Source organism: Pseudomonas sp. NPDC086251 (assembly GCF_044746405.1).
In the GTDB taxonomy this organism is placed as follows: Bacteria; Pseudomonadota; Gammaproteobacteria; order Pseudomonadales; family Pseudomonadaceae; genus Aquipseudomonas.
Window position 1 is genome coordinate 1 of record NZ_JBIVBY010000020.1, and the last position, 26,932, is coordinate 26,932.

Below are 26,932 nucleotides of genomic sequence, written 5' to 3' on the forward strand. Positions count from 1 at the left end.
AACACTCTGAAAGCTTATGTATCCGAGACCGGCAAAATCGTTCCAAGCCGCATCACCGGTACCAAAGCACGTTATCAGCGTCAGCTGGCCACCGCTATCAAGCGCGCCCGCTTCCTGGCCCTGCTGGCCTACACCGACAGCCACGGCCGCTGAGACCGGGCAGTCGACACGTAGCAAAGGATTGAAAGCATGCGTGCCATAGCTGAGTTCATCATGCGCGGCCGTATGCAGGCCACTCTGGTAGTGGCTGGATGCGCGGCATTGCCGTTGTTGTATTGGTTGGGTGCTGCCGCTGGATGCTTCGTGCTCCTGCGGCGCGGATTGAAGGACGCCTCGAGCGTTCTTGCTCTGGGATTGCTGCCGGCATTGATCTGGTGGCTTTACGCCGATGACCCACGCTCACTTCTGGTGTTGCTGGGGTCTTGGAGCCTTGCGTTGGTTTTGCGCGCAAGTGAGTCCTGGAACCGCGTGCTGCTGGTCAGCATAGCGATGGGAGTGGTGTTTTCAGTGGTGCTGGGGACGGCTTTTGGTCCCCAAATCGAGATGCTGGCGCAGGCGTTGATAAAAGTCATGCCGTCGCTACTCGGTGATGTCTACGAGAAGTTGTCGGCAGACGAGCAAGCGCATTTTGCGTCCCTGATTGCACCGGTCCTGACCGGCCTGATTGCGGCCTTGTTGCAAATCGTCAGTGTGCTGAGCCTGATTGTCGGGCGCTACTGGCAGGCGTTGTTGTACAACCCGGGTGGTTTTGGTCGCGAGTTTCGCGCCATCCGATTCCCGCTGGGGCCGGCGATGTTGCTGCTGGCGTTCATGCTTCTGGGGCCGAATATCGGCCCGCAGATGGCCATGTTGACGCCGTTGTGCAGTGTACCGCTGGTATTCGCCGGGCTAGCCCTGATTCATGGGCTGGTGGCGCAAAAGCGACTGGCCAGGTTCTGGCTGGTGGGGTTGTACGTCACGCTGTTGCTGTTTATGCAGCTGATCTATCCGTTGCTGGTGGTCTTGGCCATCGTCGACAGCCTGATTGATTTTCGCGGTCGTTCGGCACCGAAAGATGCCGATAGCGCGAACGGTGAAGGTTAAAAGTTAAGAGGATTTTCACATGCAACTGATCCTTCTGGAAAAAGTCACCAACCTGGGCAACCTGGGTGACAAAGTGAACGTTAAGGCTGGTTACGGTCGTAACTACCTGCTGCCTTACGGCAAAGCTACCGCTGCGACTGCTGCCAACCTGGCTGCGTTCGAAGAGCGTCGCGCTGAGCTGGAAAAAGCTGCAGCTGATCGTAAAACTTCGGCTGAAAGCCGTGCCGCCCAACTGGCTGAGCTGGAAGTGACTATCACTGCCACCGCTGGTGACGAAGGCAAGCTGTTCGGTTCGATCGGTACTCACGACATCGCTGATGCACTGACCGCCTCTGGCGTTGAAGTGGCAAAAAGCGAAGTTCGTCTGCCGAACGGCACCATCCGCAACGTAGGCGAATTCGACGTAGCCGTGCACCTGCACGCCGAAGTTGAAGCCACCGTACGCGTTGTCGTGGTAGCAGCTTAAGCAGCACTTGTCGGCTGGCACCCTCGGGTGCTTGCCGGTAACATCGGGCACGATCCTGTTTACAGGTCGTGCCCTTTGTCTTTCTGCAGTTCCTGATTTTCACCTCTAATTCCAAGTGGCCATGAACGATATCTCCGCTCCTGAGCAATATGACCTGCAAACCGCTTCCCTGAAGGTGCCTCCGCATTCCATCGAGGCCGAACAGGCCGTGCTCGGTGGCCTGATGCTGGACAACAACGCCTGGGAACGCGTGCTCGATCAAGTCTCGGACGGCGATTTCTATCGGCATGACCACCGTTTGATCTTCCGCGCGATCGCCAAACTGGCCGACCGGAACTCACCGATCGACGTCGTGACCCTTGCCGAGCAATTGGACAAGGAAGGTCAGACCTCGCAAGTCGGTGGCCTTGGTTACCTCGGCGAACTGGCGAAAAACACGCCGTCCGTCGCCAACATCAAGGCCTATGCGCAGATCGTTCGCGCGAGGGCGACCTTGCGGCAACTGATCGGCATCGCGACCGAGATCGCCGACAGCGCCTTCAACCCGGAAGGCCGCACTGCGGAAGAGATTCTCGACGAAGCCGAGCGGCAGATCTTCCAGATCGCCGAGGCCCGGCCAAAAACCGGCGGCCCGGTGAGCGTGAATGACTTGCTGACCAAGGCCATCGACCGCATCGACACCTTGTTCAACACCGACAACGCCATTACCGGTCTGTCCACCGGCTACACCGACCTCGACGGGATGACCAGCGGCCTGCAGCCGTCTGACTTGATCATCGTCGCCGGCCGTCCGTCCATGGGTAAAACCACCTTTGCGATGAACCTGGTGGAAAACGCCGTGCTGCGCAGCGACAAGTGCGTACTGGTCTACTCGCTGGAGATGCCAGGCGAATCGCTGATCATGCGTATGTTGTCGTCCCTCGGCCGGATCGACCAGACCAAGGTCCGGGCCGGTCGCCTGGACGACGACGATTGGCCGCGCCTGACCTCGGCGGTCAACCTGCTCAACGACCGCAAGCTGTTCATCGACGATACGGCCGGTATCAGCCCGTCGGAGATGCGCGCGCGGACCCGACGCCTGGTGCGTGAGCATGGCGACATCGCCCTGATCATGATCGACTACCTGCAATTGATGCAGATCCCGGGTTCCGGCGGTGATAACCGGACCAACGAGATTTCCGAAATCTCCCGTTCCTTGAAGGCCCTCGCCAAGGAATTCAACTGCCCGGTGGTGGCGTTGTCCCAGCTCAACCGTTCCCTGGAGCAACGACCGAACAAGCGCCCGATCAACTCCGACCTCCGGGAATCCGGAGCGATCGAGCAGGATGCTGACGTGATCATGTTCGTGTACCGGGATGAGGTGTATCACCCGGAAACCGAGCATAAAGGCATCGCCGAGATCATCATCGGCAAGCAGCGGAACGGCCCGATCGGCACGTCGCGACTGGCGTTCATCGGCAAGTACACCCGCTTCGAAAACCTGGCGCCGGGTAGCTACAATTTCGACGACGAGTAAGTTGTGTAGCGTCTGATAGGGCCTCTTCGCGGGCAAGCCTCGCTCCTACAGGTCATGTGTTGAGCCACGATTGCGCGAACAACACGTAACCTGTAGGAGCGAGGCTTGCCCGCGAATGGGGTCGCCACCAATTTCCGACCATAGCCGTCGGAATTGGTTATTTTTTGTGCTATATTCCGCGCCCGCGATTTTTCATCTCAACACCGGTCATCGTCATGCAAACAGCCAAGCCGTTATTTGACTATCCCAAGTACTGGGCCGAATGTTTCGGTCCAGCGCCATTCCTGCCGATGAGCAGGGAGGAGATGGATCAGCTTGGCTGGGATTCATGCGACATCATCATCGTCACCGGTGATGCGTACGTCGACCACCCGTCGTTCGGCATGGCAATCATCGGCCGGCTGCTGGAGTCGCAAGGCTTCCGCGTCGGGATCATTGCCCAGCCGAACTGGCAGTCAAAAGACGACTTCATGAAGCTCGGCGAGCCGAACCTGTTCTTCGGCGTCGCGGCCGGCAACATGGACTCGATGATCAACCGCTACACCGCCGACAAGAAAATCCGTTCCGATGACGCCTACACCCCCGGTGGCCTGGCGGGCAAACGTCCGGATCGCGCGAGCCTGGTTTACAGCCAGCGCTGCAAGGAAGCCTACAAGAACGTGCCGATCGTTCTTGGCGGCATCGAAGCGTCCCTGCGCCGCATCGCCCACTACGATTACTGGCAGGACCGGGTGCGCAACTCGATCCTGATCGACGCCTGCGCCGACATTTTGCTTTACGGCAACGCCGAGCGCGCGATCGTCGAAGTCGCCCAGCGTCTGTCCTACGGTCACAAGATCGAAGACATCACCGACGTGCGCGGCACCGCGTTCATTCGTCGTGACACGCCGAAAGACTGGTACGAAGTCGACTCCACGCGTATCGACCGTCCGGGCAAGGTCGACAAGATCATCAACCCGTACGTGAACACCCAGGACACCCAGGCCTGCGCCATCGAGCAGGAAAAGGGTCCGGTTGAGGACCCGAGCGAAGCCAAGGTCGTGCAGATTCTGGCCAGCCCGAAAATGACCCGCGACAAGACGGTGATTCGTCTGCCGTCGGTTGAGAAAGTCCGTGGCGACGCGGTGCTTTATGCTCACGCCAACCGCGTGCTGCACCTGGAAACCAACCCGGGCAACGCCCGTGCGCTGGTGCAGAAGCACGGCGAAGTCGACGTCTGGTTCAACCCGCCGCCGATTCCGATGACCACCGAAGAAATGGACTACGTGTTCGGCATGCCCTATGCGCGCATTCCGCACCCGGCGTACGGCAAGGAAAAGATCCCGGCCTACGACATGATCCGCTTCTCGGTGAACATCATGCGTGGCTGCTTCGGTGGCTGCACCTTCTGCTCGATCACCGAGCACGAAGGCCGGATCATCCAGAACCGTTCCGAAGAATCGATCATTCGCGAGATCGAAGAGATCCGCGACAAGGTCCCAGGCTTCACCGGCGTCATTTCCGACCTCGGCGGCCCGACCGCGAACATGTACCGCATCGCTTGCAAGAGCCCGGAAATCGAATCCGCGTGCCGCAAGCCTTCGTGCGTGTTCCCTGGTATCTGCCCGAACCTGAACACCGATCACTCGTCGCTGATCCAGTTGTATCGCAGCGCCCGTGCCTTGCCGGGTGTGAAGAAGATTCTGATCGCTTCCGGCTTGCGCTACGACCTCGCGGTCGAGTCGCCGGAATACGTTAAAGAGCTGGTGACCCACCACGTTGGTGGTTACCTGAAGATCGCCCCGGAACACACCGAGGAAGGTCCGCTCAATCAGATGATGAAACCGGGCATCGGCAGCTATGACAAGTTCAAGCGCATGTTCGAGAAGTACTCCAAGGAAGCCGGGAAAGAGCAGTACCTGATTCCGTACTTCATCGCGGCCCACCCGGGCACCACCGACGAAGACATGATGAACCTGGCCTTGTGGCTCAAGGGCAACGGCTTCCGGGCCGACCAGGTGCAGGCGTTCTACCCGTCGCCGATGGCCACCGCCACCGCGATGTACCACTCGGGCAAGAACCCGCTGCGCAAGGTGACTTACAAGAGCGACGCCGTGACCATCGTCAAGAGCGAAGAGCAGCGTCGCCTGCACAAAGCGTTCTTGCGTTATCACGACCCGAAAGGCTGGCCGATGCTGCGTGAAGCGCTGACCCGCATGGGCCGTGCCGACCTGATCGGGCCGGGCAAGAACCAGTTGATCCCGCTGCATCAGCCAGCGACCGACAGCTACCAGAGCGCCCGTCGCAAGAACTCGACACCGGCTGGCAGCCACAAAGTCGCTGGGGAAAAGACCACCAAGATCCTGACCCAGCACACCGGCCTGCCACCACGCGCCAGCGATGGCGGCAACCCGTGGGACAAGCGTGAACAGGCCAAGGCAGCGGCGTTTGCCCGCAACCAGCAGGCGGCCAAGGAACGCAAGGACGCGGCCAAAGGCAAAGGCCCCAAGCCTGCGCGTAAGCCGGTCGTACCGCGCTAAGCCGCGCTTGAGCTGAACAGAACGCCAACCTTCGGGTTGGCGTTTTCGTTTCATACACTGATCGTTCCCACGCTCCTAAAGGTGGGTTAGGGCTACTGGCCTCTTCGCGAGCAAGCCCGCTCCCACATTAGACCGCGATCAAATGTGGGAGCGGGCTTGCTCGCGAAGAGGTCGGCACAGCCGCTACAAATCCTGGCTGTCAGTCCCCGACCGCCACATATTCGTGCAATCCGCCCCAATCAAATTCCTGCATCGCCCGGTTTTGGTGCTGTACTGCCCTAGGCAAATCTGTGAAAGCGCCAGCGCTGCTGGATGGCATAAGTCTTGCGCGCTTTCGAATACGCTTAAGGCTCGCAGGAGGCACGCCGTGTCGATTCATGTCGCATTGCACCACGTCACGCATTACCGCTACGACCGCGCCGTCGAGCTCGGTCCGCAGATCGTTCGCCTGCGCCCGGCCGCCCACAGTCGCACACGGATACTGTCCTACGCGCTGAAGGTCTCGCCCGAGCAGCATTTCATCAACTGGCAGCAAGACCCCCAGGGCAACTACCTGGCGCGTTTAGTATTCCCGGAGAAAACCTCGGAGCTGCGGATCGAAGTCGACCTGCTGGCAGAGATGGCGGTGTTCAATCCGTTCGATTTCTTCCTCGAGCCCTACGCCGAAAAGATCCCTTTCGCCTACGCGGCGGATGAGCGCAAAGAGCTGGCGCCGTACCTGGAAACCTTGCCCCTGACGCCGAAGTTCCAGGCGTATCTGCAGGGCATCGACCGCACGCCGCTGCCGAGTGTGGATTTCCTCGTCGCGCTCAATCAGCGCCTGAGCGAAGACATCGGCTACCTGATTCGCATGGAACCGGGCGTGCAAACGCCGGAGCACACCCTCGAACAGGCCTCTGGCTCTTGCCGTGACTCGGCGTGGTTGCTGGTGCAATTGCTGCGCAACCTCGGGCTGGCGGCGCGTTTCGTTTCCGGCTACCTGATTCAACTCACCGCCGACGTCAAAAGCCTCGACGGCCCGTCAGGCACTGAAGTGGACTTCACCGACCTGCACGCCTGGTGTGAGGTCTATTTGCCCGGCGCCGGCTGGATCGGCCTGGACGCGACGTCAGGGCTGTTCGCCGGTGAAGGACACATTCCGTTGGCGTGCAGTCCCGATCCGGGCTCAGCGGCACCGATCAGCGGCCTGGTGGAACCGTGCGAGTGCGAATTCACCCACGAAATGTCCGTTGAACGGATTTGGGAAGCGCCACGAGTCACCAAGCCCTACACCGAAGACCAGTGGCTGGCGATCCAGGCGTTGGGACGGCAGATCGATGCCGACCTGCTCGAAGGCGATGTGCGCCTGACCATGGGCGGTGAGCCGACGTTCGTGTCCATCGATGACCCGGACGGCGCCGAGTGGAACACCGCCGCGCTGGGGCCGGACAAACGTCGTCTGTCCGCCGAACTGTTCCAGCGCATGCGCAAACACTACGCGCCGAAGGGCCTGGTGCATTTCGGCCAAGGCAAGTGGTACCCCGGCGAGCAACTGCCGCGTTGGTCGCTGAACTGCTATTGGCGCCGCGATGGCGTGCCGATCTGGCACAACAGCGCGCTGATCGCCGATGAGCAGCACGACTACGGCGCCAACGGTGAACTGGCCGGGCGTTTCCTGGCGAGTGTCGCCGAGCGCCTGAAAATTCCCACGCGCTTTGTATTCCCGGCCTACGAAGACAATTTCTATTACCTCTGGCGCGAAGGCACCTTGCCGCAGAACGTCAGCGCTGAAGACTCACGTCTGGAAGAGCCGCTGGAGCGCGCGCGTTTGCGAAAAGTCTTCAGCCAGGGCCTCGATAAAGTCATCGGCCAGGTGCTGCCGCTGGCGCGCACCGCCAAGGGTGATCAGTGGCAGAGCGGCCGCTGGTACCTGCGCGAGGAACACTGTCGGCTGGTGCCGGGGGATTCACCGTTGGGCTATCGCTTGCCGCTCGGCTCGCAGCCCTGGGTGAAAGCGGCGGAGTACCCGTTCATTCATCCAGTGGACCCGAATCAGGAATTCCCTGCACTGCCGGACACGGCACAAATTCAGAGCCAAGGCGCCGCTGCCGTGACGGAGGAGCGTGCACCGAAGATCGACGAATCCGCCGACTGGCTAACGCGCACGGCGTTCTGCGCCGAAGCGCGGGAAGGCCGGTTGTACCTGTTCATGCCGCCGTTGGAGCGCGTCGAGGATTATCTGGAGCTGGTCAGTGCGATCGAGGCCACTGCCGAAGAATTGCATTGCCCGGTGTTGCTGGAGGGCTATGAACCGCCAAGCGATCCGCGCCTGAGCAATTTCCGCATCACGCCCGATCCGGGCGTGATCGAGGTCAACGTTCAGCCGTCCGCGACGTGGGATGAACTGGTCGAGCGCACCGAATTTCTCTACGAGGAAGCACGCCAGACCCGACTGACCACCGAAAAATTCATGATCGATGGCCGGCACACTGGCACCGGCGGCGGTAACCATTTTGTACTGGGTGGCGCGACGCCAGCGGACTCACCGTTTCTACGGCGGCCCGATCTGTTGCGCAGCCTGATCAGTTACTGGCATAACCACCCGTCTTTGTCCTACTTGTTTTCCGGACTGTTCATCGGCCCGACGTCCCAGGCGCCACGCGTCGATGAAGCGCGTAACGATGCGCTGTACGAGCTGGAAATCGCCTTTGCGCAAATGCCCGAGCCGGGCGAGGAATGCGCGCCATGGCTGGTGGATCGGCTGCTGCGTAACCTGCTGATCGACGTTACCGGCAACACGCACCGCGCCGAATTTTGCATCGACAAGCTCTACTCGCCGGATGGCGCCACCGGGCGCCTTGGATTGCTGGAGTTGCGCGCCTTCGAGATGCCGCCCCACGCGCGCATGAGCCTGGCTCAGCAATTGTTGTTGCGGGCGTTGGTCGCACGCTTCTGGCGCGAGCCTTATGCGCCGCCAAAACTGGCGCGCTGGGGCACTGAACTGCACGACCGCTTCCTGTTGCCGCACTTTATCGAGCAGGATTTCGCCGACGTCATCGTCGACCTCAACGCGGCCGGTTATCCGCTGCGGGCCGAGTGGTTTGCCGCGCATCTGGAGTTCCGTTTTCCCAAGGTCGGCGATTACGCGGTCAGCGGTATCGAGCTGGAAGTGCGTCAGGCGCTCGAGCCTTGGCATGTGTTGGGCGAGGAGGGCGCCGTCGGTGGCACGGTGCGTTACGTCGACTCGTCCCTGGAACGCTTGCAGGTCAAGCTCACCGGCCTGGCGCCGCAGCGTTATTTGCTGACGTGCAACGGCATTCCGGTGCCATTGCAGCCAACCGGGCGGGTTGGGGAATTTGTCGCTGGGGTGCGTTTCCGCGCCTGGCAACCGGCCAACTGCCTGCAACCCACCATTCCCGTGCATGCGCCGCTGGTGTTCGACCTGCTCGACACCTGGATGGGGCGTTCGCTGGGTGGCTGTCAGTACCACGTCGCCCATCCGGGCGGGCGCAACTACGACAGTCTGCCGGTGAACGCCAATGAGGCCGAGAGCCGGCGAATGGCGCGTTTCTTCCGTATCGGACACACGCCTGGGAAACTTCCTATACCGATTCTGGAAAGGAACGACGAGCTGCCGTTCACTCTCGATTTACGACGTTTCTAAACCGTACGCGACGCTCGGATTTTTCGTCTATCCGGGCGTCATGAGCCTGCGTTAGTCTGACCGTTCTTTGCTGTCTGCCGAGCTTTCCATGCCTGACCTGCTAGACCGCTACCCGCTGACGGCGGGCACTTATCACGAACTGCTCGACGACAGCGGCGCGGTGCGCCCGCACTGGCGGCGGCTGTTCGACCAATTGCAACGCAGCACGCCAGCGCAACTGGCGCAGCGTCAGGCGCTGCTGACCCGGCAGATCCAGGAAAACGGCGTGACCTATAACGTCTACGCCGACCCCAAGGGCGCCGATCGGCCGTGGGAACTGGACCTGTTGCCCCATGTGATTGCCGCTGATGAATGGCAGCAGCTGTCGGCCGGCATCGCCCAGCGCGCACGCTTGCTCAACGCGGTGCTGGCGGACTTGTACGGGCCGCAACGGCTGATCGCTGAAGGTCTGCTGCCGGCTGAGCTGGTGTTCGGTCACAACAACTTCCTTTGGCCGTGTCAGGGCATCACGCCGCCTGACGGCGCCTTTCTGCATCTGTATGCCGTGGATCTGGCGCGCACGCCTGACGGTCGCTGGTGGGTGACGGCGGATCGGACGCAAGCGCCGTCCGGTGCCGGTTACGCACTGGAAAACCGCACGATCGTGTCCCGGGCCTTTCCCGAGTTGTACCGCGATTTGAAAGTGCAACATCTGGCCGGGTTCTTCCGCACGCTTCAGGAAACGCTCGCCCGTCAGGCGCCGAGCGATGACGAAGCGCCCCTCATCGTGTTGCTGACGCCTGGGCGTTTCAACGAAAGCTATTTCGAACACCTTTATCTGGCGCGCCAGCTCGGTTATCCACTGGTGGAGGGCGGCGACCTGACCGTCCGCGATGCCACGGTCTACCTGAAAACCTTGAGCGGCTTGCGGCGTGTCCACGCCATCATGCGGCGGCTCGACGATGACTTCTGCGATCCGCTGGAACTGCGCACCGATTCGGCCCTTGGCGTGCCGGGCTTGCTCGAAGCGGTGCGGCAGGGGCGAGTGCTGGTGGCCAACGCTTTGGGCAGTGGCGTGCTGGAGTCGCCGGGGTTGCTGGGTTTCCTGCCCAGGATCAATCAATTCCTGTTTGGTGAAGAACTGATCCTGCCGTCCATTGCCACGTGGTGGTGTGGTGAAGAACCGGTGCTGGCGCAAGCATTGGAGAAACTACCGGAACTGCTGATCAAACCGGCATTCCCCTCGCAGAGCTTTACGCCTGTGTTTGGCCGCGATTTGAGCGAAAAACAGCGCCAAGCCTTGGCCGAACGCATGCAGGCGCGGCCTTACGCGTATGTCGCGCAAGAACTCGCACAATTGTCCCAAGCGCCGATCTGGCAGGCCGAGGGCGGTCAACTGCAACCTCGGGCCATCGGCATGCGCGTGTATGCGGTGGCCAGTCGCGACGGTTATCGGGTGTTGCCCGGCGGCCTGACGCGGGTGGCCGCCGAGGCTGACGCCGAAGTGGTGTCGATGCAGCGTGGCGGCGCGAGCAAGGACACTTGGGTGTTGGGCGACCGTCCGCCAAGTGGCGAGCAATGGAGAACCCAGCGCACGATCGGTGTACATGATCTGGTAAGGCGTGATCCGTACCTGCCGTCGCGGGTGGTGGAAAACCTGTTCTGGTTCGGCCGCTATTGCGAACGTTGCGATGACAGCGCGCGGTTGCTGCGGATCATGCTGGCGCGCTATGTCGACGGTGATGATCCGCAGGCCTTGCAGGCGGCCGTCGATCTCGGCGAGCGCCTGAATCTGTTGCCGGAGGAAGGCGAGCTGCCCGAGCGGTTGTTGGCGGCGCTGCTGGGCGATGACTGGCCGTTCAGCCTGCGTTCCAACCTGCAACGCTTGCAGTGGGCGGCGTCGCAGGTGCGCGGCAAACTCTCGCGGGAAAACTGGCAGGCGCTGGTGGAGTTGCAGCGCGAGGCCATGGAGTTGGAAACCGATGAGCCGGATTTCGGCGAGCTGATGGATTTCCTCAACCGCTTGGTGATGTCTCTGGCGGCACTGTCCGGTTTTGCCCTGGACGACATGACCCGGGACGAAGGCTGGCGTTTCCTGATGATCGGCCGGCGGATCGAGCGGCTGCAGTTTCTCAGCGCGAGCCTGGCGGCGTTTCTGCGGGGTGCCGGGGCTTTCGATCAGGCCGGGCTGGAGTGGCTGCTGGAGCTGGGCAACAGCAGCATCACCTACCGTTCGCGGTATCTGGCGGTGGCGCAGCTGATTCCGGTGCTGGACCTGTTGCTGCTCGACGAGCAGAACCCGCACGCGGTGCTGTTCCAGTTGAAGCTGGTGACCCGCACGCTCAAACGCTTGAACGACGACTTTGGCGTGCCCCGTGAGGCAGGCCTTCCACAGCTGGTGGAAAGGCTGGCGTGCTTCGATCTGGGCTGTCTGGAAAACTCGTTGTTTGGCGAAAACAGCGTGCGCGCCGCCATCGAAGGCCTGGCGGATCTGCTGCAAGAGATCGCCGATGCCAGTGGGCAAGTGTCGGATCGCCTGGCCTTGCGCCATTTCGCCCATGTCGATGATGTCAGCCAGCGCACGGTGTCCGTCTGATGAACGCCCGTTACCAGATTCTCCACGACACCCATTATCACTACGACAGCCCGGTGTCCCTGGCTCAGCAACTGGCGCACTTGTGGCCGCGACCCTGCGCCTGGCAGCGCTGCACCGAGCAGCAATTGCAGATCAGTCCCGACCCGACTTCGCGTCGGGACGAACTGGATGTGTTCGGCAATCCGCTGACACGGTTGGCGTTTGAACGTCCGCACGATGAGTTGCTGGTCAACGCTCGGCTCACCGTCGAAGTGCTGGCTCGGCCAGCGCTTGATTTCAATCAGTCACCGGCCTGGGAAGAAACCCGCAGCGCGCTGACTTACAGCAGTCAGCCGCTGACACCTGCAGTGCTGGAAGCGTGCCGCTACCGGTTCGAATCTCCCTACGTGCACTTGAAGCGCAACTTTGTCGAGTTCTCGGAGAGCTGTTTCCCTGCTGAGCGACCTCTGTTGCTGGGTGTTCAGGCGTTGATGGAGAAGATCTTCAGCGAATTCACCTTCGATGCCGAGGCGACCCAAGTGGCGACGCCGTTGGTGGAAGTGCTGGAGCGCCGACGCGGCGTTTGTCAGGACTTCGCACACCTGATGCTCGCGTGCGTGCGTTCCCGTGGGTTGGCCGCGCGGTATATCAGCGGCTACCTATTGACCCAGCCACCGCCGGGCCAGCCTCGGCTGATCGGCGCCGACGCATCGCATGCCTGGGTCTCGGTGTTTTGCCCGGTGCTGGGCTGGGTCGATTTCGATCCGACCAACAATGTGCAACCGGCGCTGGAGCACATCACCCTGGCCTGGGGCCGGGATTTCTCCGACGTCTCGCCGTTGCGCGGGGTAATCCTGGGCGGCGGCAACCACGACCCGGAAGTCCGCGTCACCGTGATGCCACTGGAGTAACCCACTCCCCCTTGTAGGAGCTGTCGAGTAACACGAGGCTGCGATCTTTTGATCTTTTAAAAGAAAAATCAAAAGATCGCAGCCTCGTGTTACTCGACAGCTCCTACAAGAGCGGGATGTGTGGCGATTCTGGGATGGGGGTATTTCAGAGTGGCCTGTGAGGGTCAGCAGCGTAACTGCTGACCCTGGACACAGATCCGGTGGGCCTGATCAGATCATCGGGCCCTGAGGGTCTCAGGCGTCGGGCGCCTGATCTTTCGGTGCTTCAGTTTCGTCTGTAGCCACTTCGCCTTCGGCATCCGGGTTCAGTGCTGCTGCTTCTTCTTCAGCTGTAGCTTTCTTGCGCTGAAGCTTTTCCTCTTTCTTCTGCTCCTTGGCCAAGTCTCTCTGACGTTTGGCGAAGGAATAATTAGGTTTAGCCATGGGCGATCCTCTGGGGTCGAAGGTGAGGTTGAGCGGCGCATATTCTGCCCTGTATCGGTGCCAAGCCGTTAGCTGGGTTTTAACTCCGTCCATTTGGGCACCACTGTCGGCTGCCAGGCATCCAGGGCATCGAGCAGGGTTTGCGGTGATTCGCTCACTTGCAGCATGTCACGGTGTGCTTCGCGAACGAAGCCTTCGCCGACGATATGATCAAGAAAACCGGTCAATTTGCTGTAGAAACCGTTCACTTCCAGCAAACCCAGCGGTTTGCCGTGGTAACCGAGCTGGCCCCAGGTCCAGACTTCGAACAGTTCTTCCAGCGTGCCGAGGCCGCCGGGCAGGGCAATAAACGCGTCGCTGAGCTCTGCCATCCGCGCCTTGCGCGCATGCATGCCGTCGACGACTTCCAGGCGGGTCAGGCCGCTGTGGCCGATTTCCTTGTCTTTGAGGCTTTGCGGGATGATCCCGATCACTTCACCGCCGGCCGCCAGTGCAGCATCGGCGACGATCCCCATCAGGCCGACAGCGCCGCCGCCATAGACCAGGGTCAACTTGCGCTCGGCCAATGCGCGCCCCAAGGCGACAGCCGCTTCACGATAAGCCGGGTGGGTGCCGGTGCTGGCACCGCAGAATACACAAACGGACGCTAAAGACATGCCTTACTCCATGGTCGGTATCGCCACAGAGTAAAGGCAGGCAAGCGGTGTTCCAAGGTCTAAACTTCGCGCTTGGGGGTTTCGTAGGTACCACTGGCGCCACAGGCGTAGGCGGCGAGCAAACTGCACAACAGGCTATTGAAGAACATGACTGGCGCTCCAGATGGGGGATGACGACCTGATGATAGGGCCGCCCCAGACGTCTGGCTGGTAGATTGTTTCGATAGGTGTCATAGCCCGAAAGTTGTATACAATTTTTGATTCAGGTCATAGGAACTTGCGAAGTTTTCAGGCAGTCTTCTGTCCATTCGCACTTTTGTTAACCCTGCCTTGGAGATTCACCATGTTTGCCAAACTTGTTGCGGTATCCCTGCTGACACTGGCCAGCAGTCAATTGATGGCTGCCGAGTGCAAAACCACGATCGACTCCACCGATCAGATGACCTTCAGTTCCAAAGCCATTGAAATCGACAAAAGCTGCAAGACCTTCACCGTTGAACTGACCCACTCCGGCAGCCTGCCGAAAAACGTCATGGGCCATAACTGGGTACTCAGCAAAGAAGCTGACATGCAGCCGATCGCCACCGCCGGCCTGGCCGCGGGCATCGACAAGAACTACCTGCCGGAAGGTGACGCGCGCATCATCGCTCACACTAAAGTCATTGGCGCCAAGGAAACCGACTCGGTGACCTTCGATGTGTCGAAGCTGGATGCTGCCGAGAAGTACGGCTTCTTCTGCTCGTTCCCTGGCCACATCTCGATGATGAAAGGCACCGTTACCTTGAAGTAAGCAAATCGCACTCATAAAAAAAGCGTCCACATGGGACGCTTTTTTTTTGCCTGACGTTTGACCGCGTCATCGTTCTTCGCGGGCAAGCCTCGCTCCTACAAGGGCAGCGTTGTACCTGTAGGAGCGAGGCTTGCCCGCGAAGGCGTCGGATCAGACGCCTCGGAAATTACGGTGCAAACGGCATCACGCGTTTGTGATGGGTCTTTTTGTACGTATTGCAGATGATCTTGAACGCTTCTTCACGCACCGGCTCGCCGTGCAGGAATGCGTCGATCTCGGCGTAAGTCACGCCGTGGGACGCTTCGTCCGGTTTGCCCGGCGACAGGTCTTCAAGGTCCGCCGTCGGGATTTTTTCCACCAGCGATTCCGGCGCGCCGAAGCTGCGGGCGATGTCTCGCACCTGGTTTTTCACCAGGCCGCTCAGCGGTGCCAGGTCGCAGGCGCCGTCCCCGAATTTGGTGAAGAAGCCCATCACCGCTTCCGCCGCGTGGTCGGTGCCGATCACCAGTCCATGGGCCGCGCCGGCGATGGTGTACTGGGCGACCATGCGCATCCGCGCCTTGGTGTTGCCGAGCACGAAATCCACCGAGACTGCCTGCTTGCCTTCGAAGGCGGCGACTTCACTGGCCAGGGCCTTGACCGCCGGGCCGATGTTCACGGTGTGGCGTTCATCCGGGGCGATGAAATCGACCGACGCCTGGGCGTCGTGTTCATCGAACTGGGTTTCGTACGGCAGGCGCACGGCGATGAACTTGTAGCGGTCGTCACCCGTGCGCTCGCGCAGTTCGCGCATGGCGCGCTGGGCCAGCAGGCCGGCGGTCAGGGAATCGACGCCGCCGCTGATGCCGAGCACCAGGGTCTTGAGCCCGGAATTGACCAGGCAATCCTGAATGAATGTAATCCGCCGGGCGACTTCAGCCTTGAGGGCGGCCTGGTCGGCGAACGGCGGTTGAACCTTGAGCTGCTCAGCAATCTCACGCTGTTCGGCTTGCATGAATTCACTCCTTGCTAGTAATGCTTGATGTGCTGGAAAGGGCGGCAGGTACTTTGAAAACATGTCGCAAATAGGCGACGAAATTCGGGTCTTTGCAGTGAGTCTTGCCAGGCTCATCGGAGATCTTTGCCACCGGTTGGCCGTTGCAGGCCGCCATTTTAAGCACGATGCTCATCGGTTCGACACCCGGAATATCGCACGTCAGGTTGGTGCCGATGCCGAAGCTGACATTGATCCGACCGCGTAATGCGCGAAATATTTCCAGCGATTTGGGCAGCGTCAGACTGTCGGAGAACACCAGCGTCTTGCTCATCGGGTCGATGCCGAGCTTGTGATAGTGGGCGATGGCTTTTTCGGCCCAGATCACCGGATCCCCGGAGTCGTGGCGCAGGCCGTCGAAGAGCTTGGCGAAATACAGGTCGAAATCGCCGAGGAAGGCATCGGTGGTGATGCAGTCGGTGAGGGCGATCCCCAGCAGGCCGCGGTACTCGCGAACCCAGCAATCGAGGGCGGCAATCTGGCTGTCGATCAGACGCGGGCCGAGTTGCTGGTGAGCCATGATCCACTCGTGGGCCATGGTGCCCAACGGTTTCATGTCCAGCTCGCGGGAAAGGTGCACGTTGCTGGTGCCGACGAAACGCCCGGGGAAGTCGTGCTTGAGTACGTTCACCACTTCTTCCTGCACGCGGTACGAAAAGCGCCGGCGAGTGCCGAAATCGGCTACCTGCAATTCGGACAATTCGTCGCTGCCGGCATTGGCGGTCAGCCAGTCGAACTTGCGATAGAGCTGCTCGCGGGCCTGCTCCAGGACGATTTCCCGGTAGCGATAGCGGTTGCGCACTTCGCTGACGATTGCCAGCAGCGGAACTTCGAACAGGATCACATGCAGCCACGGCCCGCGCAGGCGGATAAACAGCTCGCCGTTTTCAATGCCGGTGTGGACGTAGCGCAGGTTGAAGCGGAACAACCCGAGAAACCGCAGGAAGTCCGGTTTCATGAAGCTGATGCGCTCCATGAAACTCAGCTGGTCGGCGCTCAGGCTCAACTCGGCCAGGCGCTCGATCTGGAAACGGATCTCCGCCAGGTACGGGCGCAGGTCCTCACTGTTACGGCAACGAAACTCCCATTCGACTTCGACGTTAGGGTAGTTGTGCAGCACCGCCTGCATCATCGTCAGTTTGTAGAAGTCGGTGTCGAGCAGGTTCTGCACGATGCGATCGCCAAATACGCTCTCGCTCATAAAGGGTTTCTCCAGGCTGGCCGCGGCGCTTGGCAGCGACGTTGCAGCTGTTCCAATGAATGGCGCTAGTGGCGCATATCAATGGTGGGGATTGCCAGCGTTTTTTTAGGCGCTGGCCATCCCTGTGGGAGCGAGCCTGCTCGCGAAAGCGGTGTGTCAGTCAATATGGATGTTGAATGTGCCGACCCCTTCGCGAGCAGGCTCGCTCCCACAGGGGTTGTGTGGACCTTCAAGTTTTCGGTGTATCCGGGCTGTCGACTTGCTCCAGCATCCACTTCACAAAATCCCGCACCTTGGGCACTTCCGCCGAGTGTTCCGGGTACGCCAGGTAGTAGGCGTCGGAACTGGGCATGGCATGCTGCCAGGGAATGACCAGTTTGCCGTCGGCCAATTCCTCTTCCACCAGAAACCGTGGCAGCAGCGCCACGCCACAGCCCACTTGCGCTGCGCGGATGCACATATAAAAGGTTTCGAAACGCGGGCCGTGGTAGCTGTGTTCGGTGTGGTAGCCCTGATTGTCGAACCAGTCATGCCAGGCCTGGGGCCGGGAGGCGTTTTGCAGCAGGACCAGGTCGGTGAGTTGCGTCGGGTCGGTGAACGGCGTGTCCGGCAGGCTGCCAGGTGCGCAGACCGGCACCAGTTCTTCGCCGAACAGCTTCAGGCATTCGGTGCCGGGCCGTGAGCCCTGGCCAAAATAGAACGCCAGGTCACTGCGACCTTGCAGCAGATCGTCGGCCTCTTGCTCGCTGCACAGGTCCAGATGGATCGACGGATGCCGCAGGCGCCAGCCTTTGAGGCGAGGGACCAGCCAGCGCGCGCCGAAGGTCGGGGGCGTTGATACGCGCAAGACTTCGGTTTCACCGCCGTAGGAGCGCAGGTAATGGGTCGACATCTCGACCTGCGTGAGGATTTTTCTTACCTCCACCAGGTACAAATCGCCGGCCGGAGTCATTTGCAGGCGTCGACGCACTCGGCGGAACAGCAAGTGCTGTAACAATTCTTCGAGTTGCGCGACTTGTTTGCTCACGGCGCTCTGGGTCAGGTTCAGCTCTTCGGCGGCCCGGGTGAAGCTCAAGTGCCGGGTGACGGCCTCGAAGCACTGCAGCGCGGTGATCGACGGCAAGTAACGTTTATTCAGCATGGGTGGTCCTTTTTCTTGTTTCTCTCTGCTTTTTGTACCGGCAGATTCGCAGCATGAATAAACGGAATGATATCTCTCTTAAAGGTCGTTTGTTGGGTAACCTCAGGGGCGCTAAAACTACAGGTCTGATCAGTCGTGATTTTCCGGCTGGACGTTTTCTGTTTTTTGCTCGAGGAGTGACCCATGGTTGCCGCATTGCTTGATCGTCTTGGTGTGAACCCGGCCCTGTACCAGAACGGCAAAGTGCCGGTGCATTCGCCTATCGACGGCAGCCAGATCGCCGCCGTGAACTGGGAAGGTGCCGCTGAAGTCGAGCAGCACATCAGTCGTGCAGATCATGCGTTCGAACTGTGGCGCAAGGTCCCGGCTCCGCGCCGTGGCGAACTGGTGCGCCAACTGGGCGACATCCTGCGCGAATACAAGGCCGACCTCGGTGAGCTGGTCTCGTGGGAAGCCGGCAAGATTACTCAGGAAGGCCTGGGTGAAGTGCAGGAAATGATCGACATCTGCGACTTCGCGGTCGGTCTGTCCCGTCAGCTGTACGGTTTGACCATCGCCTCCGAGCGCCCTGGCCACCACATGCGCGAAACCTGGCACCCGCTGGGCATCGTCGGCGTGATCAGCGCGTTCAACTTCCCGGTGGCGGTCTGGGCCTGGAACACCACGCTGGCACTGGTTTGCGGTAACCCGGTGATCTGGAAGCCGTCGGAAAAAACCCCGCTAACCGCACTGGCCTGCCAGGCGCTGTTCGACCGCGTCCTGAAGAACTTCAGCGACGCGCCACCGCACCTGAGCCAAGTCATTATCGGCGGTCGCGATGCCGGCGAAGCCTTGGTCGATGACCCGCGTGTCGCGCTGATCAGCGCCACTGGCAGCACCCGCATGGGCCGCGAAGTGGCGCCGAAAATCGCCGCACGTTTTGCCCGCAGCATTCTGGAACTGGGCGGCAACAACGCGATGATCCTTGCCCCAAGCGCCGATCTGGACATGGCCGTGCGCGCCATTCTGTTCAGCGCCGTCGGCACGGCCGGTCAGCGTTGCACCACCCTGCGTCGCCTGATCGCCCACGAGTCGGTGAAGGAAGAAATCGTCACCCGTCTCAAGGCGGCCTACTCCAAAGTCCGCATCGGCAACCCGCTTGAGGGCAATCTGATCGGTCCACTGATCGACAAGCACAGCTTCGAAAACATGCAGGACGCGCTGGAACAAGCCTTGAGCGAAGGCGGCCGTGTGTTCGGCGGCAAGCGTCAGCTGGAAGACCAATACCCGAACGCTTACTACGTTTCGCCAGCCATCGTTGAAATGCCTGAGCAGAGCGACGTGGTCCGCGATGAAACCTTCGCGCCGATCCTGTACGTGGTCGGTTACAACGATTTCGACGAGGCGTTGCGCCTGAATAATTCGGTGCCACAAGGCCTGTCCTCGTGCATCTTCACCACCGACGTGCGTGAAGCCGAACAGTTCATGTCGGCGGTCGGCAGCGACTGCGGCATCGCCAACGTCAACATCGGCCCGAGCGGCGCGGAAATTGGCGGCGCGTTTGGGGGTGAGAAAGAGACCGGCGGTGGTCGTGAGTCCGGTTCGGATGCATGGCGCGGGTACATGCGCCGTCAGACCAACACCGTGAACTATTCGCTGGAGTTGCCGTTGGCTCAGGGCATTACGTTCGACTGATAGGCCCCTTCGCTGGCAAGCCTCGCTCCTACAGGTTCAATGTGATCCCGGTAGGAGCGAGGCTTGCCCGCGAAGCTTTTGCTTTGTTGTTTGTTAGGTTTCTGTTGGAGTCTGGCAATGCCGTTACGCGAAGAGTGTCTGTGGGAAAAACTGACGCCGCAAAGGCCCGACAACTCGGCGCTCAAGGGCGAGGTGAAGGTGGATGTCTGTGTCATCGGCGCCGGTTTCACCGGCCTGTCGGCGGCGGTGCATTTGCTGGAACAGGGCAAAAGCGTCTGTGTGCTGGAAGCGCATCGCGCCGGCCATGGCGGTTCGGGGCGCAATGTCGGGCTGGTCAACGCCGGCATGTGGATACCGCCGGACGAGATCGAAGCCGGTTTCGGCGAAGCGGTTGGCAGTCAGCTCAACCGCATGCTGGGTGCAGCACCGTCCCTGGTGTTCAGCCTGGTCGACAAATACAACATCGATTGCCAGTTGCGCCGCGAAGGCACGCTGCACATGGCGCACAACGCCCGTGGCGAAGCCGACTTGCGCAGTCGTGAAGCACAATGGAAACGTCGCGGCGCCCCGGTTGAACTACTGACTGGCCAAGCCTGCGAGCAAGCAACCGGCACCAAAAAGATTGCAGCCGCGTTGCTCGATCGACGTGCTGGCACGCTCAATCCGATGGCCTACACCACGGGGCTGGCGAAAGCGGCCATCGGCCTCGGTGGTCAATTGTTCGATCATTCTCCGGTGACCCGACTTGAGCGTCAGGGCCAGCGCTGGTCGGTGCAGACCGCTCAGGGTTCGGTGCTGGCCGAGCAAGTGGTGATCGCTTCCAACGCGTATACCGAAGGAGACTGGACGGAGCTTCGGCGCAATTTCTTCCCCGGTTACTACTATCAAGTCGCTTCGGTCCCGCTGACCGAAGACGCCGCGCAGCAAATCCTTCCCGGTGGCCAGGGTTCCTGGGACACCCGTCAGGTGCTCAGCAGCATTCGTCGCGACAAAGACGGTCGGCTGTTGCTCGGCAGCCTGGGCAACGGCAATCAAAAGCCGGCCTGGTTCCTCAAGGCCTGGGCCGATCGGGTTCAGCAGCACTATTTCCCTTACCTCAAACCGGTGGAATGGGAGTGCACCTGGACCGGATGCATCGCCTTCACCCCCGACCATCTGATGCGTCTGTTCGAGCCTGCGCCCGGTTTAGTGGCAGTCACCGGCTATAACGGTCGGGGCGTGACCACGGGCACTGTCGTCGGCAAAGCCTTTGCCGATTACTTGTGCAACGGAAATCCGCAAGCGCTACCGATTCCTTTCGCACCCATGCAGCCACTGGCTGGCGCAGGATTGCGCAGCTGTCTGTACGAGGCCGGGTTTTCGCTGTATCACGCAGGCCAGTGCCTGCGGATCGTTATTTGATTGTTGAAATATGTTGCTGGAAGCGGCGCTTTTCGGCGCAGCGACTAGCCTGTAAAAGGTGCGGGTTGTAGCAGTTGCGCACCAGCAGTGTGCACTTCGGTGACGCACGCTGTTACAGGCTGGTTGCACGCCGTTTCGCGCCGCGGTTGCAATGATGGCGCACTAGGGTTGCGCCTTGAAAAATAAATGGTTTCACCTTCCGCGGTTTAGACGGTTGCACGCCCAATGAAAATGGGCTCGAAACAGTCAAAATAACAATAAAGCAGTGACTTTTTTCAGAATAAAAAACCGATGGCACGGCCCTTGCTCTGAGCATTCAGGAAGTCGCAGTGCCAACTAAAAAAAAACCTTGGAGCACCACCTCATGTCCCAGACGTTTTACAAGAAAGGCTTTCTGGCCCTCGCAGTGGCAGCTGCGTTGGGTGTTTCTGCGTTTGCACAGGCTGACGTGAAAATCGGAGTGGCGGGCCCGATGACAGGCGCCAACGCGGCATTTGGCGAGCAATACATGAAGGGTGCACAAGCTGCGGCCGATGCGGTCAACGCAGCGGGCGGCGTCAACGGGGAAAAAATCGTACTGGTCAAGGGCGATGACGCCTGCGAACCGAAACAGGCTGTGACGGTCGCCAAGGACCTGACCAACCAGAAAGTCGCCGGCGTGGTCGGTCACTTCTGCTCCTCGTCGACCATCCCGGCCTCCGAGATCTACGACGAAGCGGGCATCATCGCCATCACTCCAGGTTCCACCAACCCGGCCGTTACCGAACGCGGCCTGAGCGCCATGTTCCGTATGTGCGGGCGTGACGACCAGCAAGGCATCGTGGCCGGCGACTACATCGTCGACGTGCTCAAGGGTAAAAAAGTCGTCGTGCTGCACGACAAGGACACCTACGGCCAAGGCTTGGCGGATGCCACCAAGGCGCAACTGGTCAAGCGCGGCGTAACGCCAGTGCTGTATGAAGGCCTGACCCGTGGCGAGAAAGACTTCAGCACCATCGTGACCAAGATCCGTGGCGCTGGCGCCGACATCGTCTACTTCGGTGGCCTGCACCCGGAAGCCGGTCCTCTGGTTCGTCAACTTCGTGAACAAGGCCTCAAAGACGTCAAGTTCATGTCCGACGACGGCATCGTGACCGACGAACTGGTGACCACGGCCGGCGGTCCGCAATTCGTCGACGGCGTGCTGATGACCTTCGGTGCCGACCCACGCCTGCTGCCAGACAGCAAGACCGTGGTGGACGAGTTCCGCAAGAAAGGCACCGAGCCTGAAGGCTACACCTTGTACGCCTACGCTTCGGTCCAGACCCTGGCGGCTGCCTTCAACGGCGCCAAGTCCAACAAGGGCGAAGAAGCGGCTGCGTGGTTGAAGAAGAACCCGGTCAAAACCGTGATGGGCGAGAAGACCTGGGACGCCAAGGGCGACCTGAAAGTCTCCGACTACGTGGTTTACCAGTGGGACAAGGACGGCAAATACCACCAACTGGAAAAACAGAAGTGATATGAACGGCTGATTTCCGGCGCCTTGGGCGCCGGCAATCAAAGAACATGTCCGTGCAGTACCTGTCTTTTCTCGTAGAGCTGCACACAATCCGTGCTGCAACGGCGGCTGAACCCCGGTCCGTTGCCCCCGGCTTCTGTGCAGTCTCTCAAATGCGTGAGATTGCGTTATGGATGGTATTTTCCTGCAGCAACTGGTCAACGGCCTGACCCTCGGGTCGGTCTATGGCCTGATCGCCATCGGCTACACAATGGTCTATGGCATCATCGGCATGATCAACTTCGCCCATGGCGAGGTTTATATGATCTCTGCGTACCTCGCGGCGATCAGTCTGGCTCTGCTGGCATACTTCGGTATTGAATCCTTCCCTCTGCTGATGCTTGGCACACTGATCTTCACCATCATCGTCACGGCGGTGTATGGCTGGGTCATCGAGCGGGTGGCTTATAAACCCCTGCGTAACTCCACCCGACTGGCACCGCTGATCAGCGCCATCGGCATTTCGCTGATCCTGCAAAACTACGCACAGATCGCCCAAGGCGCGAAGCAACAAGGGGTTCCTACCTTGCTCACGGGGGCCTGGCGTGTCGAGGTCGGCACAGGTTTTGTGCAATTGACCTACACCAAGATCTTCATTCTGGTCGCAGCGTTTGCCGGGATGGCCCTGCTGACCTACGTCATCAAGTACACCAAGCTCGGCCGCATGTGCCGCGCCACCCAGCAAGATCGCAAGATGGCCTCGATCCTGGGGATCAACACCGACCGGGTGATTTCCTATGTGTTCATCATCGGTGCCGCCATGGCGGCCCTGGCTGGCGTGCTGATCACCATGAACTACGGCACATTCGACTTCTATGCCGGCTTCATCATCGGGATCAAGGCGTTTACCGCCGCGGTACTCGGCGGGATCGGCTCTCTACCGGGTGCCATGCTCGGCGGGATCATTCTCGGGATTTCCGAGTCGCTGTTCTCGGGTCTGGTGAACTCGGATTACAAAGACGTTTTCAGCTTCTCGCTGCTCGTTCTCGTTCTGGTCTTTCGGCCCCAAGGCCTGCTCGGCCGTCCTCTTGTGTCGAAGGTGTAAGCGATGTCTTCAACCACTAAAAAAACCATTGATATCAAAAGAAGCCTGGTTGACGCGATTCTTGCCGGCCTTGTCGCCCTGATTGTGTTCGGCCCGATTGTCGGCGTGGTCCTCGACGGCTACGGCTTCAATCTGGAAACCACTCGAGTGGCCTGGATTGTCGCCATCGTCATGGCTGGTCGTTTTGCCCTGAGCCTGTTCCTGCAAACCCCCAAGGGCCTGAAAATTCTCGAAGGCTTTGAAAGCACCGGCTCCGGTGTCCATGTATTGCCACCTGACTACAAATCCCGCTTGCGCTGGATTATCCCGCTGCTGATCGTCGTTGCCGTGGTGTTCCCGTTTTTCTCCAACTCCTACCTGTTGGGCGTGGTCATTCTCGGGCTGATCTATGTGCTGCTCGGTCTGGGCCTGAACATCGTGGTCGGCCTGGCCGGCCTGCTCGACTTGGGTTATGTGGCGTTCTACGCCATCGGTGCCTACGGTCTGGCGCTCGGTTACCAATACCTCGGCCTGGGTTTCTGGACGGTGCTGCCGCTGGCGGCAATCACGGCGGGCCTTGCCGGTTGCATCCTCGGTTTTCCGGTGTTGCGCCTGCACGGTGACTATTTGGCCATCGTGACCCTGGGGTTCGGTGAAATCATCCGGCTGATCCTCAACAACTGGCTGTCCCTGACCGGCGGCCCGAACGGCATGGCGGCTCCGTTGCCCACCTTCTTCGGCCTCGAGTTCGGCAAGCGAGCGAAAGAGGGCGGGGTGCCGTTCCATGAGTTCTTTGGCATCGCCTATAACCCCGACGTGAAGTACTACTTCATCTACGCGGTGTTGTTCCTTGTGGTACTGGCCGTGTTGCACATCAAGCACCGCTTGACCCGCATGCCGGTCGGCCGCGCCTGGGAAGCCTTGCGTGAAGACGAAATCGCCTGCCGCTCCATGGGCCTGAACCACGTACTGGTCAAGCTCTCGGCGTTCACCATCGGTGCATCGACGGCGGGTTTGGCCGGGGTGTTTTTCGCCACTTATCAGGGATTCGTCAACCCGACCTCGTTTACCTTTTTTGAATCGGCCCTGATCCTCGCCATCGTGGTACTCGGCGGCATGGGCTCGACCATCGGCGTGGTGATTGCAGCCTTCGTGCTGACCGTCGCCCCGGAACTGCTGCGTGGCTTCGCGGAGTATCGCGTGCTGCTGTTCGGCATCCTGATGGTGTTGATGATGATCTGGCGACCGCGCGGCCTGATTCGGATCAGCCGTACCGGTGTGGCCCCGCGTAAAGGAGTAGCGCCATGAGCGAAGTCGTACTCTCGGTCGAGAAGCTGATGATGCACTTCGGCGGCATCAAGGCGTTGAGCGATGTCAGCCTCAAAGTCCACCGCAACTCGATCTTCGCCCTGATCGGCCCTAACGGCGCCGGGAAAACCACGGTGTTCAACTGCCTGACCGGGTTCTACAAGGCCTCCGGCGGCAAGATTGAACTGAACATTCGCGGCGAGCGAACTAATGTCATCCAGCTGCTGGGTGAGTCGTTCAAACCGGTTGATTTCGTCTCGCCGAAATCCTTCGCCAGTCGCCTATTCTACAAAATGTTCGGTGGTACCCACCTGGTGAACCGTGCCGGCCTGGCGCGGACGTTCCAGAACATTCGCCTGTTCAAGGAAATGTCGGTACTGGAAAACCTGCTGGTGGCCCAGCACATGTGGGTCAACCGCAACATGCTGGCCGGCATCCTTAATACCAAGGGCTATCGCAAGGCTGAAAGCGATGCGCTTGACCACGCGTTCTACTGGCTGGAAGTGGTGGACCTGGTGGACTGCGCCAACCGTCTGGCGGGCGAGTTGTCCTACGGGCAGCAACGCCGTCTGGAAATCGCCCGGGCCATGTGCACCCGTCCGCAGATCATCTGCCTCGACGAACCGGCTGCCGGCCTCAACCCTCAGGAAACCGAAGCGCTGAGCGCGATGATCCGGCTGCTGCGCGACGAGCATGATCTGACTGTGGTGCTGATCGAACACGACATGGGCATGGTAATGAGCATTTCCGACCACATTGTGGTGCTGGACCACGGCATCGTGATTGCCGAGGGCGGACCTGATGCGATCCGTAACGATCCGAAAGTGATTGCGGCCTACCTGGGCGCCGATGAAGAGGAAGTGGTGCTATGAGCCAACCCATCCTCGAACTGAAGGAACTGGATGTGTTTTACGGGCCGATCCAGGCCCTGAAGAAAGTGTCGCTGCACATCAATGAAGGGGAAACCGTCAGCCTGATCGGCTCCAACGGCGCCGGCAAGTCGACGCTGCTGATGTCGATCTTCGGTCAACCACGGGCGGCGGACGGGCAGATCATCTATCAGGGTGTGGATATCACCCACAAGTCGTCTCACTACATCGCGTCTCACGGCATCGCTCAATCGCCGGAAGGCCGGCGGGTGTTCCCCGACATGACCGTCGAGGAAAACCTGCTGATGGGCACCATCCCGATCGGTGACAAGTACGCCACCGAAGACATGCAGCGTATGTTCGAGCTGTTTCCACGGCTCAAGGAACGCCGCACCCAGCGGGCCATGACCATGTCCGGCGGCGAACAGCAAATGCTCGCCATCGCCCGTGCGCTGATGAGCCGACCGAAACTGCTGCTGCTCGATGAGCCGAGCCTGGGGCTGGCACCGATCGTGGTGAAACAGATCTTCGCGACCCTGCGGGAACTGGCGAGCACCGGTATGACCATCTTCCTGGTGGAGCAGAACGCCAACCACGCCCTCAAGCTGTCAGACCGGGCGTATGTGATGGTCAACGGCGAAATCCGCATCACCGGTACCGGTAAGGAATTGCTGGTCAACGAGGAGGTACGTAACGCTTATCTCGGCGGCCACTAAGCCGCAAAGAACATAAAAAACGCCCTGACGAACTCAGGGCGTTTTTTTATGCTCGGCTGCATGAACGTGTAGGGGACATGTAGGAGCTGTCGAGAGAAACGAGGCTGCGATCCCTTGATCTTGCTTTTAAAACAGGATCAAAAGATCGCAGCCTCGTTTCTCTCGACAGCTCCTACAGGCGTCGTGGTTTGAGGTAAAGGGAAATTGTGGAAAACAATATTCACGAGCTCTCAAACCGCGACATAAAGCCGCTGCAAATAGTTGTTTTGTCACGGTTTTGACTTGTCCCCGTTTGCTGTGGAGCTGGCTGTGAATAACGTGGGAGTAGCTGGCTGAGAGCCTTGTAAACCGTGGTGTGCAGAGATGTGGTTGTTTTTTGATCAGGCATTTTTACGGGACCTTGAGCGGGCTTTGTCAACCTTTTTGTTGGTGACGAAAGTACGGTTAAATGAGGTCGGGCGGCCTGT

The 26,932-nt window shown here is 60.1% G+C and carries 21 protein-coding genes; 16 read left to right on the forward strand and 5 right to left on the reverse strand.

Annotated elements, in window-relative coordinates; all coding sequences use genetic code 11:
• From rpsR to ACIPL2_RS22090, 8 genes are all read left to right on the forward strand, one after another.
• Window positions 1–153, forward strand: a 153-nt coding sequence (rpsR, locus tag ACIPL2_RS22055; RefSeq protein WP_401359939.1) for a 30S ribosomal protein S18, incomplete at its 5' end; no start/stop codon positions are given.
• Window positions 154–189: 36 nt separating this feature from the next.
• Complete coding sequence (locus ACIPL2_RS22060) at window positions 190–1,083, forward strand: hypothetical protein (protein WP_401359646.1); 894 nt, start codon at window positions 190–192, stop codon at window positions 1,081–1,083.
• A 19-nt stretch (window positions 1,084–1,102) separates the two neighbouring features.
• Entirely contained in the window at window positions 1,103–1,549 is a 447-nt protein-coding gene (gene rplI, locus ACIPL2_RS22065) for a 50S ribosomal protein L9 (protein WP_003197251.1), read from the forward strand.
• Between the two features lie 121 nt (window positions 1,550–1,670).
• A complete protein-coding gene (dnaB, locus tag ACIPL2_RS22070; RefSeq protein ID WP_059405803.1) occupies window positions 1,671–3,065 on the forward strand; it encodes a replicative DNA helicase in 1,395 nt (464 codons plus the stop codon).
• A gap of 215 nt (window positions 3,066–3,280) precedes the next feature.
• Complete coding sequence (locus ACIPL2_RS22075) at window positions 3,281–5,584, forward strand: YgiQ family radical SAM protein (protein ID WP_401359648.1); 2,304 nt, start codon at window positions 3,281–3,283, stop codon at window positions 5,582–5,584.
• Between the two features lie 367 nt (window positions 5,585–5,951).
• Window positions 5,952–9,227: a DUF2126 domain-containing protein gene (locus ACIPL2_RS22080; protein ID WP_401359650.1), complete on the forward strand. Its 3,276-nt coding sequence runs from the start codon at window positions 5,952–5,954 to the stop codon at window positions 9,225–9,227.
• Window positions 9,228–9,315: 88 nt separating this feature from the next.
• Window positions 9,316–11,802: a circularly permuted type 2 ATP-grasp protein gene (locus ACIPL2_RS22085; RefSeq protein ID WP_401359653.1), complete on the forward strand. Its 2,487-nt coding sequence runs from the start codon at window positions 9,316–9,318 to the stop codon at window positions 11,800–11,802.
• Window positions 11,802–12,692 carry a transglutaminase N-terminal domain-containing protein gene (locus ACIPL2_RS22090; RefSeq protein WP_401359655.1) on the forward strand — a complete coding sequence of 297 codons (891 nt, stop codon included), beginning with the start codon at window positions 11,802–11,804 and terminating at the stop codon, window positions 12,690–12,692. The genes ACIPL2_RS22085 and ACIPL2_RS22090 overlap by 1 nt, the downstream gene beginning before the upstream one ends.
• Window positions 12,693–12,926: 234 nt before the next feature.
• Here the strand turns inward: ACIPL2_RS22090 and ACIPL2_RS22095 are convergent, their stop codons facing one another.
• Both ACIPL2_RS22095 and ACIPL2_RS22100 read right to left on the reverse strand, forming a co-directional pair.
• Complete coding sequence (locus tag ACIPL2_RS22095; protein WP_007947526.1) at window positions 12,927–13,115, reverse strand: hypothetical protein; 189 nt, start codon at window positions 13,113–13,115, stop codon at window positions 12,927–12,929.
• A gap of 68 nt (window positions 13,116–13,183) precedes the next feature.
• On the reverse strand, window positions 13,184–13,771 hold the full coding sequence (locus ACIPL2_RS22100; protein ID WP_401359657.1) for a TIGR00730 family Rossman fold protein: 588 nt from the start codon (window positions 13,769–13,771) through the stop codon (window positions 13,184–13,186).
• Between the two features lie 343 nt (window positions 13,772–14,114).
• On the opposite strand from ACIPL2_RS22100, the gene azu reads away from it, so the two are divergent.
• Window positions 14,115–14,561 carry an azurin gene (gene azu, locus ACIPL2_RS22105; RefSeq protein WP_401359659.1) on the forward strand — a complete coding sequence of 149 codons (447 nt, stop codon included), beginning with the start codon at window positions 14,115–14,117 and terminating at the stop codon, window positions 14,559–14,561.
• A 166-nt stretch (window positions 14,562–14,727) separates the two neighbouring features.
• Here the strand turns inward: azu and nadE are convergent, their stop codons facing one another.
• From nadE to ACIPL2_RS22120, 3 genes are all read right to left on the reverse strand, one after another.
• Window positions 14,728–15,555 carry an ammonia-dependent NAD(+) synthetase gene (nadE, locus tag ACIPL2_RS22110; protein ID WP_401359661.1) on the reverse strand — a complete coding sequence of 276 codons (828 nt, stop codon included), beginning with the start codon at window positions 15,553–15,555 and terminating at the stop codon, window positions 14,728–14,730.
• 4 nt (window positions 15,556–15,559) lie between these two features.
• Complete coding sequence (gene pncB / locus ACIPL2_RS22115) at window positions 15,560–16,795, reverse strand: nicotinate phosphoribosyltransferase (RefSeq protein ID WP_401359664.1); 1,236 nt, start codon at window positions 16,793–16,795, stop codon at window positions 15,560–15,562.
• A gap of 229 nt (window positions 16,796–17,024) precedes the next feature.
• Window positions 17,025–17,936 carry a LysR family transcriptional regulator gene (locus tag ACIPL2_RS22120; RefSeq protein ID WP_059405793.1) on the reverse strand — a complete coding sequence of 304 codons (912 nt, stop codon included), beginning with the start codon at window positions 17,934–17,936 and terminating at the stop codon, window positions 17,025–17,027.
• 183 nt (window positions 17,937–18,119) lie between these two features.
• Between ACIPL2_RS22120 and ACIPL2_RS22125 the strand changes: the two genes are divergently transcribed.
• The 7 genes from ACIPL2_RS22125 to ACIPL2_RS22155 all read left to right on the forward strand — a co-directional run bounded on the left by ACIPL2_RS22125 (window position 18,120) and on the right by ACIPL2_RS22155 (window position 26,465).
• Window positions 18,120–19,610: an aldehyde dehydrogenase family protein gene (locus ACIPL2_RS22125; RefSeq protein WP_401359668.1), complete on the forward strand. Its 1,491-nt coding sequence runs from the start codon at window positions 18,120–18,122 to the stop codon at window positions 19,608–19,610.
• Window positions 19,611–19,727: 117 nt separating this feature from the next.
• Window positions 19,728–21,011 (forward strand): NAD(P)/FAD-dependent oxidoreductase, encoded by a 1,284-nt coding sequence (locus ACIPL2_RS22130; RefSeq protein WP_401359670.1) that lies wholly within the window; start codon window positions 19,728–19,730, stop codon window positions 21,009–21,011.
• 364 nt (window positions 21,012–21,375) lie between these two features.
• Window positions 21,376–22,509 carry a branched-chain amino acid ABC transporter substrate-binding protein gene (locus ACIPL2_RS22135; RefSeq protein ID WP_401359672.1) on the forward strand — a complete coding sequence of 378 codons (1,134 nt, stop codon included), beginning with the start codon at window positions 21,376–21,378 and terminating at the stop codon, window positions 22,507–22,509.
• 169 nt (window positions 22,510–22,678) lie between these two features.
• The gene (locus ACIPL2_RS22140) at window positions 22,679–23,593 is read left to right on the forward strand and encodes an ABC transporter permease subunit (protein ID WP_076028845.1); all 915 of its coding nucleotides are present in this window, start codon (window positions 22,679–22,681) and stop codon (window positions 23,591–23,593) included.
• A 3-nt stretch (window positions 23,594–23,596) separates the two neighbouring features.
• Complete coding sequence (gene livM / locus ACIPL2_RS22145; RefSeq protein ID WP_401359675.1) at window positions 23,597–24,880, forward strand: high-affinity branched-chain amino acid ABC transporter permease LivM; 1,284 nt, start codon at window positions 23,597–23,599, stop codon at window positions 24,878–24,880.
• A complete protein-coding gene (locus ACIPL2_RS22150; RefSeq protein WP_401359678.1) occupies window positions 24,877–25,752 on the forward strand; it encodes an ATP-binding cassette domain-containing protein in 876 nt (291 codons plus the stop codon). Before livM ends, ACIPL2_RS22150 begins: the two co-directional genes overlap by 4 nt.
• Window positions 25,749–26,465, forward strand: a complete 717-nt coding sequence (locus ACIPL2_RS22155) for an ABC transporter ATP-binding protein (protein ID WP_401359680.1) — start codon at window positions 25,749–25,751, stop codon at window positions 26,463–26,465. Before ACIPL2_RS22150 ends, ACIPL2_RS22155 begins: the two co-directional genes overlap by 4 nt.
• Window positions 26,466–26,932: the final 467 nt, after the last annotated feature.

What these genes read in the sequence shown, in the direction of transcription:
- ACIPL2_RS22060 (WP_401359646.1), top strand. Translation starts at nt 190, where the DNA reads ATGCGTGCCATAGCTGAGTTCATCATGCGCGGCCGTATGCAGGCCACT.
- rplI (WP_003197251.1), top strand. Translation starts at nt 1,103, where the DNA reads ATGCAACTGATCCTTCTGGAAAAAGTCACCAACCTGGGCAACCTGGGT.
- dnaB (WP_059405803.1), top strand. Translation starts at nt 1,671, where the DNA reads ATGAACGATATCTCCGCTCCTGAGCAATATGACCTGCAAACCGCTTCC.
- ACIPL2_RS22075 (WP_401359648.1), top strand. Translation starts at nt 3,281, where the DNA reads ATGCAAACAGCCAAGCCGTTATTTGACTATCCCAAGTACTGGGCCGAA.
- ACIPL2_RS22085 (WP_401359653.1), top strand. Translation starts at nt 9,316, where the DNA reads ATGCCTGACCTGCTAGACCGCTACCCGCTGACGGCGGGCACTTATCAC.
- ACIPL2_RS22090 (WP_401359655.1), top strand. Translation starts at nt 11,802, where the DNA reads ATGAACGCCCGTTACCAGATTCTCCACGACACCCATTATCACTACGAC.
- ACIPL2_RS22095 (WP_007947526.1), bottom strand. Translation starts at nt 13,115, where the DNA reads ATGGCTAAACCTAATTATTCCTTCGCCAAACGTCAGAGAGACTTGGCC.
- ACIPL2_RS22100 (WP_401359657.1), bottom strand. Translation starts at nt 13,771, where the DNA reads ATGTCTTTAGCGTCCGTTTGTGTATTCTGCGGTGCCAGCACCGGCACC.
- azu (WP_401359659.1), top strand. Translation starts at nt 14,115, where the DNA reads ATGTTTGCCAAACTTGTTGCGGTATCCCTGCTGACACTGGCCAGCAGT.
- nadE (WP_401359661.1), bottom strand. Translation starts at nt 15,555, where the DNA reads ATGCAAGCCGAACAGCGTGAGATTGCTGAGCAGCTCAAGGTTCAACCG.
- pncB (WP_401359664.1), bottom strand. Translation starts at nt 16,795, where the DNA reads ATGAGCGAGAGCGTATTTGGCGATCGCATCGTGCAGAACCTGCTCGAC.
- ACIPL2_RS22120 (WP_059405793.1), bottom strand. Translation starts at nt 17,936, where the DNA reads ATGCTGAATAAACGTTACTTGCCGTCGATCACCGCGCTGCAGTGCTTC.
- ACIPL2_RS22125 (WP_401359668.1), top strand. Translation starts at nt 18,120, where the DNA reads ATGGTTGCCGCATTGCTTGATCGTCTTGGTGTGAACCCGGCCCTGTAC.
- ACIPL2_RS22130 (WP_401359670.1), top strand. Translation starts at nt 19,728, where the DNA reads ATGCCGTTACGCGAAGAGTGTCTGTGGGAAAAACTGACGCCGCAAAGG.
- ACIPL2_RS22135 (WP_401359672.1), top strand. Translation starts at nt 21,376, where the DNA reads ATGTCCCAGACGTTTTACAAGAAAGGCTTTCTGGCCCTCGCAGTGGCA.
- ACIPL2_RS22140 (WP_076028845.1), top strand. Translation starts at nt 22,679, where the DNA reads ATGGATGGTATTTTCCTGCAGCAACTGGTCAACGGCCTGACCCTCGGG.
- livM (WP_401359675.1), top strand. Translation starts at nt 23,597, where the DNA reads ATGTCTTCAACCACTAAAAAAACCATTGATATCAAAAGAAGCCTGGTT.
- ACIPL2_RS22150 (WP_401359678.1), top strand. Translation starts at nt 24,877, where the DNA reads ATGAGCGAAGTCGTACTCTCGGTCGAGAAGCTGATGATGCACTTCGGC.
- ACIPL2_RS22155 (WP_401359680.1), top strand. Translation starts at nt 25,749, where the DNA reads ATGAGCCAACCCATCCTCGAACTGAAGGAACTGGATGTGTTTTACGGG.